Genomic DNA, 16,170 nt, shown 5'->3' on the forward strand with positions numbered 1-16,170 from the left:
CGGAAAAACCGGGCGCGATTGTCAGTGTGCCGTATCCACCTCGACCAGCTCGACCTTGTAGCCCCAAAGCCGTTCGACATTTTTCAGCGTTGCGGCCTTGGCGTCAGCGTCGAGCGGAACGGCGTTTCGCCGCACGGCTTTCAGATGAAGGCAGCGGTCTCCCAGGAGATCCGCGTCCGCGACCTGGATGTCCGGTTCAAGAGATGACAAATCATGATCCCGGGCCAGCGCATCGCGCAGGTGTCTGTAGCCGTGGGAATTGTGAATGCCCGTCACGGTGCAGTAGCGCGAGGACGATTCATCGGAAATTGCGAACATCCGGAACCTGCGCATGACTGCCGGCGACAGGAATTGCTGAATGAAGCTTTCATCCCGATAGTTGGCCCAGGCGTGTTTGACGACATTGCGCCAGTCGCCGTTGCCGGCGATGTCCGGAAACCATTCCCGGTCCTCTTCGGTCGGCTCTATACAAACGCGCTTGATGTCCTCCATCATGGCGAAGCCGAGTGCATACGGATTGATGCCGGAAAAACGTGGATCATCAAAATCAGGCTGAGTCAGAACATTTGTATGACTGTGCAGGATCTCCAGCATAGCGCCATCGCTCAACCGCCCGTCTTTGTGCAGCTTGTTGAGAATGTAGTAATGCACGAAACAGGCGCAGCCTTCGTTCATCACCTTGGTCTGTTTCTGAGGATAGAAATACTGCCCGATATTGCGCACGATCCGCAGGATTTCGCGCTGCCAGGATTTCAGGATCGGGCTGTAGTGTTCGAGGAAAAAGAGCAGGTTTTCTTCCGGCAGCTGCATGTCGCGTTTGCGGTCCAGAAGGCCTGAATCCTGAGGCTGCTGGCCCTCCGCCGGGTTCGGAATGGTGTTCCAGAGATAGTAGACGTTCTGTTCGGCAGCGGCGATCCGCTGTTGCCGCTGTTCCTCGGCTTCGCGCAGGGAGAGCTGCCTTGGCCGACGGTGCCGGAAGACGCCGTGCGTCATGAGCGAATGCGCAGCGTCCAGGGTTGCTTCGACATCTTCCTGCCCGTGTTTTTCTTCGCAGCCGGCGATGAAGCGGCGTGCATATTCCAGGTAGTCCAGAATGCCGTCGGCATCGGTCCATTGCTCGAACAGATGGTTCGACTTGAAGAAATGGTTGTGGCCGAAGGCAGCATGCGCCATCACCAGCGCCTGCAACGGCATGGTGTTTTCCTCAAGGCAATAGCTGATGCACGGATTGGAATTGATCACGATCTCATAGGCGAGACCGCGTGCTCCCTTTCGGTAGAGGCGTTCGTGGCCCAGGAAATGCTTGCCGAAGGACCAATGGTGATACATCAGCGGCATACCAATAGAAGAGTAGGCGTCGAGCATCTGTTCCGAAGAGATGATTTCGATCTGGTTTGGATAAAAATCCAGTTCCAGGTCTTCGCGCGCCACCTGCTCAATCGCGTCGAAGGTTCGCCGGAGGGTGTCGAAATCCCAGTCGGCGTGGTCGAAAAGAAGGTTGGACTTGGGTTTCGCAGCGCGCTTAGCCATTTGATTTACCCGCCGGTTCGCGTGCGAAGAGTTCGCGGAAAACGGGATAGATGTCGGCAATGGCGGACACCCGTTTGCGCGCAAAATTGGGCCAGGCCTCCGCCACGCGCCCATAGGATTCCCAAAGCTCCATTCCGGTGGCCTCGCTGTTGATCAGCTGGGCCTCGTCTTCCCCGACGATTTCAACGTACGCGAAATACTGGCAGATCTGCATCAGGTCCTCGGTGAGCAGTGAAACGCATTTCCGGGAATCACCGCTGAAGTTTTCGCCATCGGATGCCTGCGCGGCATAAATGTTCCATTCCGACGGCGGGTAACGGTCTTCGATGACCTCTTTCATGACGACAAGCGCGGTGCTGACCACTGTCCCGCCGGTTTGCGGGGAATAGAAGAAAGTGTCTTCGTCCACCTCCGAGGCATCATGCGTATGGCGGATGAAGACGATGTCCGTCTTTTCATAGCGGCTGTTCAGGAACAGGTGCAGCAGCATGAAGAAGCGCTTTGCGAGGTCCTTTTCCCGCTCGCCCATGGAGGCTGAGACATCCATGAGGCAGAACATGACCGCGTTGGCATTCGGCTCCGGCTGCTGTTCGAAATAGTTGTACCGGACATCCAGCGGATCGATATAGGCGACCACCTTGCGCCGTTTGATCATCTTCTCGTATTTTGCGCGCAATGCAGCCAGTTCGTCGCGCTGTTCGGGCGTTGGTGACGCGATTTTTTCCAGTTTGAGGATCCGGCTCAGAAGCTCTTCGGCGTCCTTGTCCTTGGGTCTTTTCAGACCGATCCTCCGCCCAAGGGCGTTGCGCATCGTGCGGGCGATATTGATGTTTGCAGGCGAACCAGAGGTCGAATAGCCCGCACGGTGCGGGTGGGTCCTGGTTATCTCCTTCAGGCTCTGCTTGATCAGGTCAGGCAGCTCAAGGTCATCGAAGAAGAAGTCGAGAAATTCCTCGCGGGAGAGGGCGAACAGGAAATCGTCCTCACCGTCACCATCGTCTGATCCCTGGCGTCCGCCACTGCCGCCGCCACCGCGCGGCGGTTTTTCGATCCGGTCACCGGTCTGGAACGTCTTGTTTCCCGTGAACACACGTTCCCTGCGCCCGCCATCTGCCGACTTGCGGAAAGATGGCTCGGCAACGCCCTTGGTCGGGACGGAGACGTTCTTGGCCCGGTCGACATCGGCGATACCGCGCTCACGAACGGCGTCCTCGACTGCTTTCTTGATCTGTGACCGGACCCGTTTGAGAAACCGCCGCCTGTTGCTGAGGCTCTTGTCCTTCGGATTCAGCCGACGGTCGATGAAATGCGCCATTGATTACTTGGCCTCCAGGTCTACCCGGCCTTGTTGACGCGCATATACCATTCGACCAACCGTCGGACCTGCCGCTTCGTATAGCCATGTCCGGTCATGCGCTCCACGAATTCGTGGTGCTTTTCGTCGGTCTTCTTGTCCCGCTTCGCGCCAAAGCTGATAACGGGCAAAAGCTCCTCGACCTTTCCGAACATGCGTTTTTCAATGACCTGGCGAAGCTTTTCGTATCTGCGCCAGTCCGGGTTCTGGCCCTGGTTCTCAGCGCGCGCCCTCAGGACAAATTTCACGACCTCGTTGCGGAAGTCCTTCGGATTGGCCACGCCGGCGGGCTGCTCGATTTTTTCCAGTTCCTTTTCCAGAACGCCGCGATCGAATATCTGGCCCGTATCCGGGTCCTTGTAATCCTGTTCCTCTATCCACGCATCCGCATAGGTGATGTAGCGGTCGAAGAGATTCTGACCGTAGTCGGTATAGGATTCCAGATAGGCTTTCTGGATCTCGTTTCCGATGAACTCGGCATAATGAGGCGCAAGTTCCGTCTTGAGGAAGTCCAGATACTTGCTCTCGGTTTCCGCATCGAATTGTTCGCGCCGGAGGGCCTGTTCAAGGACATACATCAGGTGGACCGGATCGGCGGATATCTCTTCCGTGTCATGGTTGAAGGTTTCCGACAGGACCTTGAAGGCAAATCGGGTCGAGATGCCGTTCATGCCTTCGTCAACGCCAGCTGCGTCGCGATACTCCTGGAGCGATTTTGCCTTGGGATCGGAATCCTTCAGCATTTCCCCATCATAGACGCGCAGCTTGGAATAGAGCGTTGAATTTTCGTGCTCGTGCAGCCGGGTCAGCACGCTAAAACGCGCGAGCAAGGGCAGGGTCTCCGGCGCGCAAGGCGCATCTGCAAGTGCGCTCTGGCTCAGGAGCTTGCCGTAAATTTCCGCTTCCCCCGTCGCACGCAGGCAGTAAGGCACCTTGACCACGCTGATGCGGTCGAGGAAGGCCTCGTTGTTCTTGTTGTTCTTGAACTGGCTCCATTCGGATTCATTGGAGTGCGCAAGGATAAGGCCCTGGAAGGGCAGCGCGCCGATGTTTTCCGTGCCGACATAAGAGCCTTCCTGTGTGGCCGTCAGCAAAGGGTGCAGCACCTTGATCGGAGCCTTGAACATCTCGACGAATTCCATCAGGCCCTGTGTTGTCCGGTTCAATGCACCGGAATAGCTGTAGGCATCGGGATCGTCCTGGCTGAATTCCTCCAGTTTGCGAATGTCGAGCTTGCCGACAAGCGCGGACACATCCTGGTTGTTTTCATCGCCCGGCTCGGTTTTCGTCACCCCGATCTGGCGGAGCCGTGAGGGGTAAAGCTTGACGATCGAGAATTTCGAGATGTCGCCGTCGTATTCGTCCAGTCTCTTGGTCGCCCACGGCGAGATCAGCCCCGTCAATAGGCGCCGCGGAATGTTGTATTTGTCTTCCAGGAGATCGCCGACACGGTTGGCACTGAACAGTCCAAGCGGAGACTCGTAAACCGGGCTGATCTGGTCGCCGGCCTTGAGCACATAAATCGGCTCCCGCTCCATCAGTTTCTTGAGAATTTCAGCGATACTGGATTTGCCGCCGCCGACCGGCCCGAGCAGGTAGAGGATCTGTTTGCGTTCCTCAAGGCCCTGACTTGCATGGCGGAAGAAACCAACGATTCGTTCGATCGTCGCTTCCATTCCAAACAGGTTTTTGAAAGGTGCGTAACGCTTGATCGTCCGGTTCATGAAAATCCGGCCGAGGCGTTGGTCCTGGCTTGTATCGATGACCTCGGGTTCTCCGATCGCTGCCATCATGCGCTCCGCTGAAGTCGCACGCATCAGCGGGTCGTCCCTGCATCCGAGCAGGTAATCCTGGATTGAAATCTCTTCCAGGTTTCTGTTTCTATAATCCTCGGCGAATCGTGTGTATATCTCCATGTTCCACTTCCAGCTAGGCGCTCCCAGAGTACCTGCCCCTGTTAAAGTAGATGGGACTTTCGCCCTTGCTGGCAACTTAAACTTTCGGGTTTCGCAAAAATTTCGATCTCAAAATAAATTGCAGTGAATTTCGCGTGTCTTCGCCTTTTTTAGGGCGCAATGATCGGGAGCGCCCGCTGAGAGTGCCCTTGCAAAACCGGTTTCAGCCGAAAATCGCTGCAGAACCGTCTTGTGCCGGGGCGACGGTACCGTTTGCAGGTCATGGGCAGAAGCCGCGTATGGTCTACAAATCAGATGTTTGAAACTGAAATTCGGATCACTGTTTCGTCGTGCGATGACCGGAAAACCTTCCGAGCAGGACGGCTACATTCTTCACATTGAACTTTTTCAGAAGTCTTGCGCGAACGTCCTCGACCGTGCGGGGGGAAAGACCAAGAACCCGCGCCATTTCCTTGCTTGTCTGGCCCTTGGACAGAAGCAAGAGAACGTCGCGTTCCCGTGGCGTGAGCGTTGGTCCTGCACGCGTATCGTCAATCAAAGCGAAGCTGAGGACAGTCCTTGCAAGCGGAATATCCGGGGTCAGCGTTCTGGCGCGGAACCGGCACCAGATTCGGGAGCCGTCGGACCGCAGCATCAGGCGCTCGTCCGTATAGGGCAGCGACTGGCTTAGCGGTTTCAGTCCGATGTCACGAATCTGGTGAAACTCCTCTTCAGACCCGTAAAGCAGCCTGAAACTCTTTCCGATCAGCATTTCTTTTTGGTACCCGAACATGTCCGCAAAAGTCTGATTGCAGGTTCGGATGATGCGGTGTTCGGTCAATGCCAGACCCATTGGGGCGTGATCGAAAGCAAGTGCTTCAAATTCGTGCATGCGTCACCGTGCTTCTACGGTATTGGCACCGTAGTGCGACAATAGCATAGTTATCGGTAGATTTGCCAAAACGGACCAAAGTGACATGGCGTTGACCGGACGGCTGATTCGGGAAATTGACGAACGGCTGCATCACACGTTTGCCAATCTGCCGGACTTCCAGTGGCTTGCAGTCCGGACAGTTGCCGAATGATCATCGACAGGTGATTTTTGTTTGAAGACAATATCGACGAGTTGCAGACTGCATTGCCTATGGTCCGGGTATTCTGGATTTGGCGCGCAAACCGGATGAATATGTCGGCGTGGAAGATATGCTAGATTCAGCGAAGGTCATGGGCCGGGCGCTCGTTGATCTACTTGCAAAGCCGTAACGCAGCAGCAAAGACGGATGGGGAGAGCTATGGGATTGAAAAAGTTTGGGAGTGGGCTGATCAGCGTCCTGGCGCTGGCCGCCAGCATCAGCATTGCAGAAGCCAAGAGCGACATCATCGTCGCGATGCAGCTTGAACCGCCGCATCTGGACCCGACAAGCGCGGCAGCCGGCGCAATCGATTCCGTACTGTATTCCAACGTTTTCGAAGGCCTGACCCGTTTTGGGCCCGACGGATCTGTTAATCCTGGACTGGCGGAAAGCTGGGAAATCTCCGAAGACGGAAAAACCTACACATTCAAGCTGCATGAGGGTGTGAAATTCCATGACGGAACGGACATGACGGCTGAAGACGTCAAGTTCAGTCTTGACCGCGCCCGCGCGGACGACAGCGCCAATGCGCAGAAGGCCCTCTTTGCCGGCATTGAAAGCGTTGAGGTGGTCGACCCGCAGACGGTGACCGTGACCCTGAATGAGGCCAACAGCAATTTCCTCTTCAACATGGCCTGGGGTGACGCGGTGATTGTGGCGCCTGAGACCATTGCAGACATCAAGACCAATCCGGTCGGGACAGGAGCATTCAAGTTCTCAGACTGGGTCCAGGGCGATCGGATCGACCTGGAGAAGAACCCGGATTACTGGGGGACACCGGCAAATCTCGACACTGTAACCTTCAAGTTCATCTCCGATCCGACCGCTGCCTTTGCCTCGGTGATGGCGGAAGACGTGAATGCGTTTGTCGGTTTTCCGGCACCTGAAAACCTGCCGCAATTTGAAGCGGATCCACGGTTCCAGGTGCTTGTCGGTTCGACAGAGGGCGAGACGATCCTTGCCATGAACAACAAACTGCCGCCTTTCGACAATGCGAAAGTCCGCCAAGCGGTGGCCCATGCGATCGATCGACAGGCGATTATCGATGGTGCGATGTTCGGGTATGGCACGCCGATCGGGACTCATTTCGCGCCGCATAATCCGGACTATGTCGATCTTACCGAACTCAGCGCGCATGACCCGGAGCTCTCAAAGAAACTGCTGGCTGAAGCCGGATTCCCGGACGGGTTCGAAACCACACTGAAACTGCCGCCGCCTTCTTATGCCCGCCGCGGCGGCGAGATCATTGCCTCGCAGCTCCGGGCCATCGGCATCGAGACCGAAATTTCCAATCTGGAATGGGCTCAATGGCTCGAACAGGTCTTCAGGGGCAAGGACTACGGATTGACGATCGTCAGCCATACGGAGCCGATGGACATCGGTATCTATGCGCGCCCGGACTACTATTTTCAGTACGACAATCCGGAGTTTCAGAAGCTGTTCGAGGCGATTACCAGTGAGAACGATCCCGAGAAGCGGTCTGAACTGCTAAAGCAGGCTGAGGAGATGATCGCCAAGGATTATGTCAACGGATACCTCTTCCAGCTGGCCTTTCCAACGGTCGCCGACGCGCGGATCAAGGGTCTCTGGAAAAACCAGCCGACCCAGGCAACGGACCTGACAGCGGTGTCCTGGGAAGAATAACACTCTGAACTATGGGCGCCCGCAGTCCGGCGGGCGCTCGTCATTCTTTTTGAGAAACTCTTCCATGAGACATCCGGCCGACAGGCACGTGACCGCCACATGCTGCAATATTTCCTGAAACGCCTGTTGTCTCTCGGATTGAGCCTCGTGGCTGCGTCCATCTTGATCTTCCTGGCTCTCGAGGTGGTGCCGGGCGATCCGGCGGCATATATGCTCGGGATCAACGCTCAGGAGGACACGCTCAATGCCCTTCGTGAGCAACTGGGTTTGAACGGTACGATCCTCCAGCGGTATCTTTCATGGGCCGGTGGTCTTCTCGTTGGCGACTTCGGGACATCCTATACATACCGGACGCCGGTTTCCGAGCTGATCGGCGAGCGGTTGTGGGTCTCGCTTCCGCTGGCACTCTATGCGTTGACGCTCAGCACGATGATTGCATTTCCCGCAGGGATCTGGGCTGCCTCCAGACGCGGCTCGCTTGTCGATACCGGGGTCATGGGCGTGACGCAGCTCGGCGTTGCTATCCCGAACTTCTGGTTTGCCATGCTGATGGTGCTGGTGTTTGCAATCAATCTGCGCTGGTTTTCCGCTGGCGGTTTTCCGGGATGGGACGCGGGTTTTCTTGCCGGTATGAAGGCCCTGACCCTGCCGGCGATTGCACTCGCCCTGCCACAGGCGAGCATCCTGACGCGCGTCATGCGCTCCAGCCTGCTCGATACGCTCGGTGAGGATTTCATCCGCTCGGCGCGGGCGAAGGGTCTCACCAAAGGTCAGGCCATGTGGCGTCACGCCTTGAGGAACGCGCTTATCCCCGTTCTGACGATCATGGGGCTTCAGTTTTCCTTCCTGCTGGCCGGTGCAATCATCATCGAGAATGTCTTCTACCTGCCCGGTCTCGGGCGCCTTGTCTTTCAGGCGATCAGTTCGCGCGACCTGATTGTGGTTGAAAGCGTTGTCATGCTGCTGGTCTTCGCCGTTATCGTGGTCAACTTCGCCGTAGACCTTGCCTATGCGCTGGTTGATCCACGTTTGCGGAGGCGGCGATGAAAGTCTTGCTGCACAACCGCTCGATGCTGCCAGGGGCAATTCTGACGCTGCTCTTCACAGGCGCTGCCATCATCAGCCTGGTCTGGGTACCCTACGACATCACCATCTTGAACATCGCCGATCGGATGAAATCTCCCAGTCTGCTCCATCCTTTTGGAACAGATCAGTTCGGGCGGGACATCTTGAGTATGATCATGGTGGGTGCCCGGACATCCATTGCCGTTGCGCTGGTGGCGGTCGGCATCGGCATGCTGGCCGGGGTACCGCTTGGTCTCACGGCGGCGGCGCGCAAGGGCAGTCTGCCCGACGAGGTGATCATGCGATCGAACGACCTCGTGTTCGCGTTTCCAAGCCTGTTGATTGCCGTAATGATCACGGCTGTTTTCGGCGCATCTGCCCTGAACGCGATCATTGCAATCGGGATCTTCAACATTCCCGTCTTCGCGCGCCTGACGCGCGGCGCATCGCTCACGCTGTGGAGCCGTGAATACGTGATGGCGGCAAGAGTTGCCGGAAAAGGGCGGGCGCGGATCTCCGTCGAACACATTCTGCCGAATGTGATGAACCTGCTCATTGTTCAGGGAACCATTCAATTCTCGCTCGGAATTCTTGCTGAAGCCGGGCTCAGCTACGTCGGTCTCGGGGCGCAACCCCCGACAGCAAGCTGGGGGCGTATGCTTGCCGACAGTCAGACCATGATCTCGCTTGCGCCGCATCTTGCCCTCTTTCCCGGTCTCGCCATTCTTTTGACGGTGCTTGGCTTGAACCTTTTGGGAGACGGCTTGCGCGACCTGCTCGATCCGAAACTCAGGAGGTCCAGAGCGTGAGCCTTCTGACGATTGAAAACCTGTCTCTGACGATCCACGGAACGCCAATCCTCAAGGATGTCTCCATGAGAGTTGAGGCAGGCCGCATTCTGGGCGTCATCGGAGAAAGCGGATCCGGAAAGTCGATGACGGCGTTCAGCGTTCTGCAACTGCTGCCGCATGGTGCTGCGTGTTGTGGGCGGATTGAGCTTTCGGAACAGGACCTTCTGGCCGCTGGCGAAGAAGAGTTGTGCGGCCTTCGAGGCAAGGAGGTCGGCATGGTGTTTCAGGAACCCATGACAGCGCTCAATCCGCTTCAGACCATCGGTGCCCAGGTTGCCGAGACCATTCTCGTTCACGAAAGGGTATCCCGCGCGGAGGCAATGACACGGGCGGCCGAGGCCTTGCGCCGGGCTGAATTGCCGGAGGAAAAGTTTCCTCTGTCGCGGTATCCGCATGAGTTGTCCGGCGGTCAAAGGCAGCGGGTTGTGATTGCCATGGCGATAGCTCTCCGGCCGAAACTGTTGATCGCCGATGAGCCGACAACAGCGCTCGACGTGACCACGCAAGCACAGATTCTCGCGCTTTTAAAACGGCTGGTTTCAGAAGACGGCATGGGGCTCATGCTGATCAGTCACGATCTTGCGGTCGTTGCCGATCTTGCCGACGAACTCGTGATCATGCGCACCGGTGAAGTCGTTGAAAGCGGCTCGGCCTACCATCTGTTTCGCAATATGCAGCATCCCTATTCCCGCGCGCTGCTGCAAGCCTCGGGTCATGTGCCCGAGCGAAGTGGCGGTGCGCAGGAGGTTCCGCTTTTGGAGGTGCGCAACGTTGTGCGCGAATACCAGACGCACCTGCATGGCTGGTGGGGGAAGACCACGCAGTTTCGCGCGGTGGATGACGTCAGCTTTGAGATCCGCAAGGGAGAAAGCCTCGGGCTTGTCGGAGAATCGGGCTGCGGAAAATCAACGCTGACACGGGCGATACTCGGCCTGGAAGAGGTCCAGAAGGGTGAGATCCTTTTTGACGGGGAACCGGTGATCGACGAACACCATGCCAACCGCGAGGTGCGCCGCCGCATGCAGGTGGTGTTCCAGGACCCCTATGGCAGCTTCAACCCGCGATGGCGGGTCGACCGGCTGATTACCGAGCCGTATCACCTGCTGGACGCGCCGCCGCTAGGGGCAGCGCGGGATGAGGCGATTGCCGAAGCATTAGAGAACGTCGGTCTGTCGGTTGATGACCGTAAAAAGTACATTCATGAATTCAGCGGCGGGCAACGCCAGCGCATCGCGATTGCGCGGGCGCTGATCATAAGGCCGGACCTGATCATCCTTGATGAAGCCGTTTCGGCGCTGGATGTCTCCGTGCGTGCGCAGGTTCTCGATCTGCTTGCCGATCTCGGCGGCAAGTACGGCCTGACCTATCTTTTCATCTCGCACGATCTCAGTGTCGTGCGCTCAATCACCGAACGTGTGCTCGTCATGAATTCGGGCAGAATTGTCGAAGAGGGTCCGACGGACAGGGTCTTCGATGAACCGGAAAACGACTACACAAAGCAGCTTGTTGCCGCCGCGCCGGTCCTGCCGGCAGATGTGGCCTGAAGGAGACGCCATGACTGATAATCCGGAGCTGTGGTTCGACCCGGCAAAGTGTCTGATAGAGGGCAAGTGGGTTGAACCTGCAAGCGCTGAGGAACTGCCATTGAACAACCCGTCGACGGGCGAACGGATCGGTTCAATTGCCCGGGGTGGATCTGCTGACATCGATGCGGCCGTAGTGGCGGCCCGAAGTGCCTGGCAAGGCGCATGGGGACGGACGACGGCTGTCGAGCGTGGCCGTTTTCTGTTCCGTTTGCGGGAGCTGGTCCTGGAAAAGGTGGATCACCTTGCGCGAATTGAGTCTCTTGATGTCGGCAAGCCTCTGAAGCAGGCCCGCGCGGATGCAATCGCGCTTGCGCGTTACCTTGAGTTTTATGGCGGCGCCGCCGACAAGCTGCATGGAGAGACAATCCCCTATCTGGACGGATATACGGTCTACACGTTGCGTGAACCCCATGGCGTCACCGGGCACATCGTGCCCTGGAACTATCCGATGCAGATCATCGGACGCTCGGTTGGTGCAGCGCTCGCGACCGGCAATGCCTGTGTCCTGAAGCCTGCGGAAGACGCCTGTCTGACGGCGCTTGCCTTTGCCGATCTCGCCGTGAAGGCCGGATTGCCCGATGGCGCCCTGAACGTGGTTCCGGGTCTCGGATCGGAGGCCGGTGCTGCGCTGACAGCTCATCCGGGAGTGCACCATGTCAGCTTCACCGGGTCGGTCGCCACAGGCGTTCAGGTTCAGACAGCGGCAGCACGAAACGTCGTTCCCGTGACCCTGGAACTTGGCGGAAAGTCGCCTCAACTCGTCTTCGAGGATGCAGATCTCGATGCGGCGCTTCCGTTTCTTGTCAATGCAGGCATCCAGAACGCGGGGCAGACCTGTTCGGCGTCATCGCGGATTTTGGTTCAGCGGTCCCTGCATGATCGCGTCGTTGAACGCATGGCCGAGAGATACGCGGCACTCCGGGTCGGACCGGCCCTTGCCGATCTGGATGTTGGGCCCCTGATCTCTGCACGGCAGCAAGGCATTGTGACGAGTTTTCTGGATCGGGGCGACGATCTTGAAAAGGCAGCTGAAGGCGATTTACAGAATGCTCCGGAAGGCGGGAATTATGTCCGGCCGACGCTATTCGCCGGTGTTTCTCCTGCCCATACGCTGGCCCGCGACGAGATCTTCGGGCCAGTCCAGGTTGTCATTCCGTTCGACGACGAAGACGAAGCAGCAGCAATTGCCAACGGAACCGACTACGGGCTCGTCGCCAGCATCTGGACACGCGATGGAGCGCGCCAGATGCGGCTGGCCAGAAAGATCCGAAGCGGGCAGGTGTTCATCAACAACTACGGCGCGGGGGGAGGGGTCGAATTGCCCTTCGGTGGCATCGGCAAGTCGGGTCATGGCCGGGAGAAGGGGTTCGAGGCGCTTTACGGATTTACAACGTTGAAGACAGTCGCGGCCTTTCACGGGTGAAAGGCCATCTGTTGATCCAATTTCAGCGCTGCCCGGGCCTTGAGCCGGGACCTGACAACGACCTTGAACTTGATCCCGGATCGGGTCCGGGACGGCACAAAATGAAAACGGGAGGACCAAATGAGGCTGCAGGGAAAAACTGCCATCGTAACAGGTGGTGCATCGGGGTTTGGTGCCGGGATCGTGCGCAAATTTGCAGCCGAAGGCGCAACGGTCCTGATTGCAGATCTCAATACGGAGCTTGCTGAAGAGGTTGCAAAGGAAGTCGGTGGCATTGCGGTAATGGTCGATGTGTCCAGCAATGCGAGTGTCCAGTCATTGGCCGAAACTGCCAAGGCGCGTCTCGGCGTGCCGGACATTCTCGTGAACAATGCCGGTGTGACCCACCTGCCGATGCCGATGCAGGATGTCGGCGAGGACGAGTTCGACAAGGTCTTTGCCGTCAATTGCAAGTCCGTCTATCTCACCGCTCGCCATCTCGTGCCTTTGATGACGGCTGCGGGACAGGGGGCGATCCTGAACGTGGCGTCGACCGCGGGCCTCAGTCCGCGTCCGAAGCTCAACTGGTACAATGCCTCAAAAGGCTGGATGGTCACCGCGACAAAGACCATGGCCGTTGAACTTGCGCCGTCAGGCGTGCGCGTCAATGCAATCTGTCCTGTCGCCGGTGAGACGCCCTTGCTGAAGAGTTTCATGGGTGAAGACACGCCTGAAATCAGGGCGAAGTTCCTGTCCACCATTCCGATAGGGCGGTTCTCCACGCCGGAAGACATGGGCAATGCGGCCTGCTTCCTGTGTTCCGATGAAGCAGGCATGATCACGGGTGCTGCGCTTGAAGTTGATGGCGGCCGGTGTATCTGAACCAAAGCCGTACAATCCAAGGTCGCTTGCTTGTTCGTATCATCGGCAATCAGTTTGGGCTTCCTGATCACGTCTTTGTTTGTATCAGGGGTTTGTCTGGCAGGCTGAAAAGGTGATTATCCACGCGCACCGCCAGTCTGGCGGTGGCGTGTTTTTCAGGGGTAGAGACAATGATTAAAATTCACGGCCGTATTTCTTCCGCGAACGTCCAGCCTGTGGTCTGGTGTCTTGAAGAACTTGGCGTTGATTACGAACGCCTCGATGTCGGCGGGCCGTTCGGCGGCAATGATACGCCGGAATTTCTGGCCATGAACCCCCTGGGCCTGGTGCCGGTTCTGGAAGAGGACGGTCAGGCGCTGCCGGAATCCTCTGCCATCCTGCGCTATCTGATGCGTAAGTACGGCGGCCATCCTACTGATCCGATGGCTGCGGCCCAGATCGAGCGCTGGGTCGATATGTCAAAGCAGCATATCTATCAGCCCCTCATTCCGACGATCTTCTGGCAGACCATTCGGACAACGGCAGATGAGCGCGACAACAAGGGTGTCGCCAGTGCCGCCGCCACGTTGAAGCAATCCATGAAGGTTTTCGAAGGTCTGATCGAGGGGCCTTATGTCGGTGGGGAAACGCTGAACCTTGTCGACTATCAGATCGGCGGCCTTCTTTACCGGTACTATGAACTCGATTTCGAACGGGCGGATCTGCCCGGTCTGCGGGCGTATTATGACCGGCTCTGCGAGCGGCCCGCCTACCGCGACAACGTCATGATCGACTTTATGGGCATGAAAGTCCCGGGCGCTTGATACCCGAAGCTGTGCGGGGCCAACCGGCCCCGCATTGTCTTACTTCAAAAACGCCTCCGGTTTGGAGGGGTGCGCGGGCCTAGATGTCTGTCGTCAGGAAGTCCAGCACCGCCTTGTTGAAAGCCTCCGGGGCGTTGATGTTTGCAACATGTGCCGCCCCCGGAATTTCGATGAAACGTCCACCCGGTGTTGCATCCGCCATCGCCTGCATGACCTCGGGGGAAGCGCCCTTGTCATGGCTGCCGCCGACATAAAGGACGGGAATGCCGATATTGGAAAGGTGCCGGAAATAATCGAGCCCCTGCAGCGCCCGGCAGTTGGCAATATAGCCGGCCGGCTCGTGCGAGAGGATCATCCGGCGGACCTTGTCGGCGCTCTCCGGGTTGGCGTCGAGCCAGTCGGGTGTGAACCAGGTTGCCATCGTTCCCTCGACAATCCCCGCCATCCCATCCGCCTCTACCTTGCCGATCCGCTCGTCCCACATGGCCTTGAACGGCGGCGGTGCGTCGGAGCGTCCGTCTGCGCAAACGACACGTTCGATCCGGTCGGGGTGGGAAAGGGCCATGCCGAGGCCGGTCATGCCGCCCTTTGAAAGGCCCATGAAGCGCGCGGTTTCAATACCGTGCGCATCCATCAGACGGACGACGTCGTCGACGAGGTGCTGAAACGAATACGGCCCCTTTGGAACATCTGATTTGCCGTGTCCCCGGGTATCGTATCTGAGGACCTGAAAGTTCTCGGTGAGCGCCGGGATCTGCGGCTCCCACATTTCAGCGCTTGCACCGAGCGAATTCGACAGGATCAGCCAGGGAGCGCCGGCAGGCCCATCGACATATGTCTGGAGACAATGGGTGCCGAGATCAACGCGGCTCGTCATTGCGCAGCCTGTTTTTCAGATGCAATTGCCGCGTTGAACGCGGGTTTGACCTTCTCCGCCAGCAGGATCATCGAACGCTTGCCAAGCTCGGGATCGACCCAGTCCTTGCCTGCGTAGAGCAGGGTTCCGAAATCACCAACGGTTTCGCGATAGGCAAGCAGATCCTCCGTCACTTTGTCCGGCGTTCCCCAGGTGACAAGTTTATCCAGGACACCTTCGAGAGTGACCTCGTCATCCGGCTGGTCGCGATGCGTCTTGAACAGGGCGAGTCGATTGTTCTTGCGCATCTTGGTGAGGATCTGATTGTAGTAGAAGCGGTAGGGGCTATCCGGTCCAAGCGCATATTCCCGGGCGGTGTCCAAGTCGTCGGCGACAAATACGGATCGGGCAACGCGCCAGTTCTCCGTCAGTGCGGGCCGGCCGACACGCTCACAGCCCTCGACATATTTTGGCCAATGGCTGGCGACCCACTGGGGCATCAGGAAGTTTGCGCTGATCGGTTCCCAGCCGCGTGCGGCAGCTTCCGTAACGCCCTTGGAAAACGGGGCAACGGCAGTCACGACAATCGGCGGATGAGGCCGTTGCAGCGGTTTCGGCATGATGCCCTGGCCGATTTCGGCCATGCTCGTCCGCTCCGTCGTAACTTTCCAGTAGTCCCCTTCAATATTGTAGGGTGGCTCGCTGTCCCAGATCTTCAAGACGGTGTTGATGCCTTCCAGGAACATCGCATTGCGATCTGCGTCAAGATTGCCGAAGACCTCGGCATCGGACAAAAGGCCCCCAGGGGAAATTCCGAAATTGAAGCGACCGTCAAGCATGTGGTCGAGCATCGCAATCTGGGCGGCGACCGCGGCCGGATGCGCGTTCGGCATGTTGACCGTGCCAGTGCCGAGCCGCATGGATTTGACCGCCGAAGCGAGTGAAGCGATGAACATGGCACATGAGGTGATGTTCTCCGCCTGGTCCGTTACATGCTCGCCGCAATAGGCCTCGGTGAACCCCAATTCGTCCGCGAGCAGGAATGCTTCACGGTCTTCCTGAAGGGTCAGCCGCCAATCCTTGTCCAGCGGGTGGATCGGCATTGTGAAAAAACCGAGTTCCATGTGCCAGCTCCTCTCAAGCATGTGTCATTGATCTCCATCAAAGAG

General features: G+C 57.8%; 13 protein-coding genes. 7 read left to right on the plus strand and 6 right to left on the minus strand.

Annotation, left to right across the window (positions count from 1 at the left end):
- Nucleotides 1–21: 21 nt before the first annotated feature.
- The 4 genes from Q0915_RS30995 to Q0915_RS31010 form a co-directional block, all read right to left on the minus strand.
- Nucleotides 22–1,530, minus strand: coding sequence for a SpoVR family protein (locus tag Q0915_RS30995; RefSeq protein WP_299484209.1), 1,509 nt, complete (start codon nt 1,528–1,530; stop codon nt 22–24).
- Entirely contained in the window at nt 1,523–2,845 is a 1,323-nt protein-coding gene (locus Q0915_RS31000; protein WP_299484210.1) for a YeaH/YhbH family protein, read from the minus strand. The genes Q0915_RS30995 and Q0915_RS31000 overlap by 8 nt, the downstream gene beginning before the upstream one ends.
- Nucleotides 2,846–2,865: 20 nt before the next feature.
- Nucleotides 2,866–4,800, minus strand: a complete 1,935-nt coding sequence (locus tag Q0915_RS31005) for a PrkA family serine protein kinase (protein WP_299484211.1) — start codon at nt 4,798–4,800, stop codon at nt 2,866–2,868.
- Between the two features lie 316 nt (nt 4,801–5,116).
- On the minus strand, nt 5,117–5,671 hold the full coding sequence (locus Q0915_RS31010; protein WP_299484212.1) for a PAS and helix-turn-helix domain-containing protein: 555 nt from the start codon (nt 5,669–5,671) through the stop codon (nt 5,117–5,119).
- A gap of 400 nt (nt 5,672–6,071) precedes the next feature.
- Between Q0915_RS31010 and Q0915_RS31015 the strand changes: the two genes are divergently transcribed.
- From Q0915_RS31015 to Q0915_RS31045, 7 genes are all read left to right on the plus strand, one after another.
- Complete coding sequence (locus Q0915_RS31015; protein WP_299484213.1) at nt 6,072–7,556, plus strand: ABC transporter substrate-binding protein; 1,485 nt, start codon at nt 6,072–6,074, stop codon at nt 7,554–7,556.
- Between the two features lie 99 nt (nt 7,557–7,655).
- Complete coding sequence (locus Q0915_RS31020; protein ID WP_299484214.1) at nt 7,656–8,603, plus strand: ABC transporter permease; 948 nt, start codon at nt 7,656–7,658, stop codon at nt 8,601–8,603.
- Nucleotides 8,600–9,430, plus strand: coding sequence for an ABC transporter permease (locus Q0915_RS31025; RefSeq protein WP_299484215.1), 831 nt, complete (start codon nt 8,600–8,602; stop codon nt 9,428–9,430). The genes Q0915_RS31020 and Q0915_RS31025 overlap by 4 nt, the downstream gene beginning before the upstream one ends.
- Nucleotides 9,427–11,016, plus strand: a complete 1,590-nt coding sequence (locus tag Q0915_RS31030; RefSeq protein ID WP_299484216.1) for a dipeptide ABC transporter ATP-binding protein — start codon at nt 9,427–9,429, stop codon at nt 11,014–11,016. The genes Q0915_RS31025 and Q0915_RS31030 overlap by 4 nt, the downstream gene beginning before the upstream one ends.
- Before the next feature lie 10 nt (nt 11,017–11,026).
- Complete coding sequence (locus Q0915_RS31035) at nt 11,027–12,481, plus strand: aldehyde dehydrogenase family protein (RefSeq protein WP_299484217.1); 1,455 nt, start codon at nt 11,027–11,029, stop codon at nt 12,479–12,481.
- 120 nt (nt 12,482–12,601) lie between these two features.
- Nucleotides 12,602–13,342, plus strand: a complete 741-nt coding sequence (locus Q0915_RS31040) for an SDR family oxidoreductase (RefSeq protein WP_299484218.1) — start codon at nt 12,602–12,604, stop codon at nt 13,340–13,342.
- Nucleotides 13,343–13,512: 170 nt separating this feature from the next.
- A complete protein-coding gene (locus Q0915_RS31045; protein ID WP_299484219.1) occupies nt 13,513–14,145 on the plus strand; it encodes a glutathione S-transferase family protein in 633 nt (210 codons plus the stop codon).
- A 79-nt stretch (nt 14,146–14,224) separates the two neighbouring features.
- On the opposite strand, the gene pcaD is transcribed toward Q0915_RS31045, so the two are convergent.
- Nucleotides 14,225–15,022, minus strand: coding sequence for a 3-oxoadipate enol-lactonase (gene pcaD / locus Q0915_RS31050; protein ID WP_299484220.1), 798 nt, complete (start codon nt 15,020–15,022; stop codon nt 14,225–14,227).
- Complete coding sequence (locus Q0915_RS31055) at nt 15,019–16,125, minus strand: LLM class flavin-dependent oxidoreductase (RefSeq protein ID WP_299484221.1); 1,107 nt, start codon at nt 16,123–16,125, stop codon at nt 15,019–15,021. The genes pcaD and Q0915_RS31055 overlap by 4 nt, the downstream gene beginning before the upstream one ends.
- Between the last annotated feature and the right edge of the window lie 45 nt (nt 16,126–16,170).

The organism is uncultured Roseibium sp., assembly GCF_947494555.1.
Classification (GTDB): Bacteria; Pseudomonadota; Alphaproteobacteria; order Rhizobiales; family Stappiaceae; genus Roseibium.

Excerpts from the sequence above, each read along its gene's own strand:
- Q0915_RS30995 (WP_299484209.1), bottom strand. The coding sequence starts at position 1,530 with ATGGCTAAGCGCGCTGCGAAACCCAAGTCCAACCTTCTTTTCGACCAC.
- Q0915_RS31000 (WP_299484210.1), bottom strand. The coding sequence starts at position 2,845 with ATGGCGCATTTCATCGACCGTCGGCTGAATCCGAAGGACAAGAGCCTC.
- Q0915_RS31005 (WP_299484211.1), bottom strand. The coding sequence starts at position 4,800 with ATGGAGATATACACACGATTCGCCGAGGATTATAGAAACAGAAACCTG.
- Q0915_RS31010 (WP_299484212.1), bottom strand. The coding sequence starts at position 5,671 with ATGCACGAATTTGAAGCACTTGCTTTCGATCACGCCCCAATGGGTCTG.
- Q0915_RS31015 (WP_299484213.1), top strand. The coding sequence starts at position 6,072 with ATGGGATTGAAAAAGTTTGGGAGTGGGCTGATCAGCGTCCTGGCGCTG.
- Q0915_RS31020 (WP_299484214.1), top strand. The coding sequence starts at position 7,656 with ATGCTGCAATATTTCCTGAAACGCCTGTTGTCTCTCGGATTGAGCCTC.
- Q0915_RS31025 (WP_299484215.1), top strand. The coding sequence starts at position 8,600 with ATGAAAGTCTTGCTGCACAACCGCTCGATGCTGCCAGGGGCAATTCTG.
- Q0915_RS31035 (WP_299484217.1), top strand. The coding sequence starts at position 11,027 with ATGACTGATAATCCGGAGCTGTGGTTCGACCCGGCAAAGTGTCTGATA.
- Q0915_RS31040 (WP_299484218.1), top strand. The coding sequence starts at position 12,602 with ATGAGGCTGCAGGGAAAAACTGCCATCGTAACAGGTGGTGCATCGGGG.
- Q0915_RS31045 (WP_299484219.1), top strand. The coding sequence starts at position 13,513 with ATGATTAAAATTCACGGCCGTATTTCTTCCGCGAACGTCCAGCCTGTG.
- pcaD (WP_299484220.1), bottom strand. The coding sequence starts at position 15,022 with ATGACGAGCCGCGTTGATCTCGGCACCCATTGTCTCCAGACATATGTC.
- Q0915_RS31055 (WP_299484221.1), bottom strand. The coding sequence starts at position 16,125 with ATGGAACTCGGTTTTTTCACAATGCCGATCCACCCGCTGGACAAGGAT.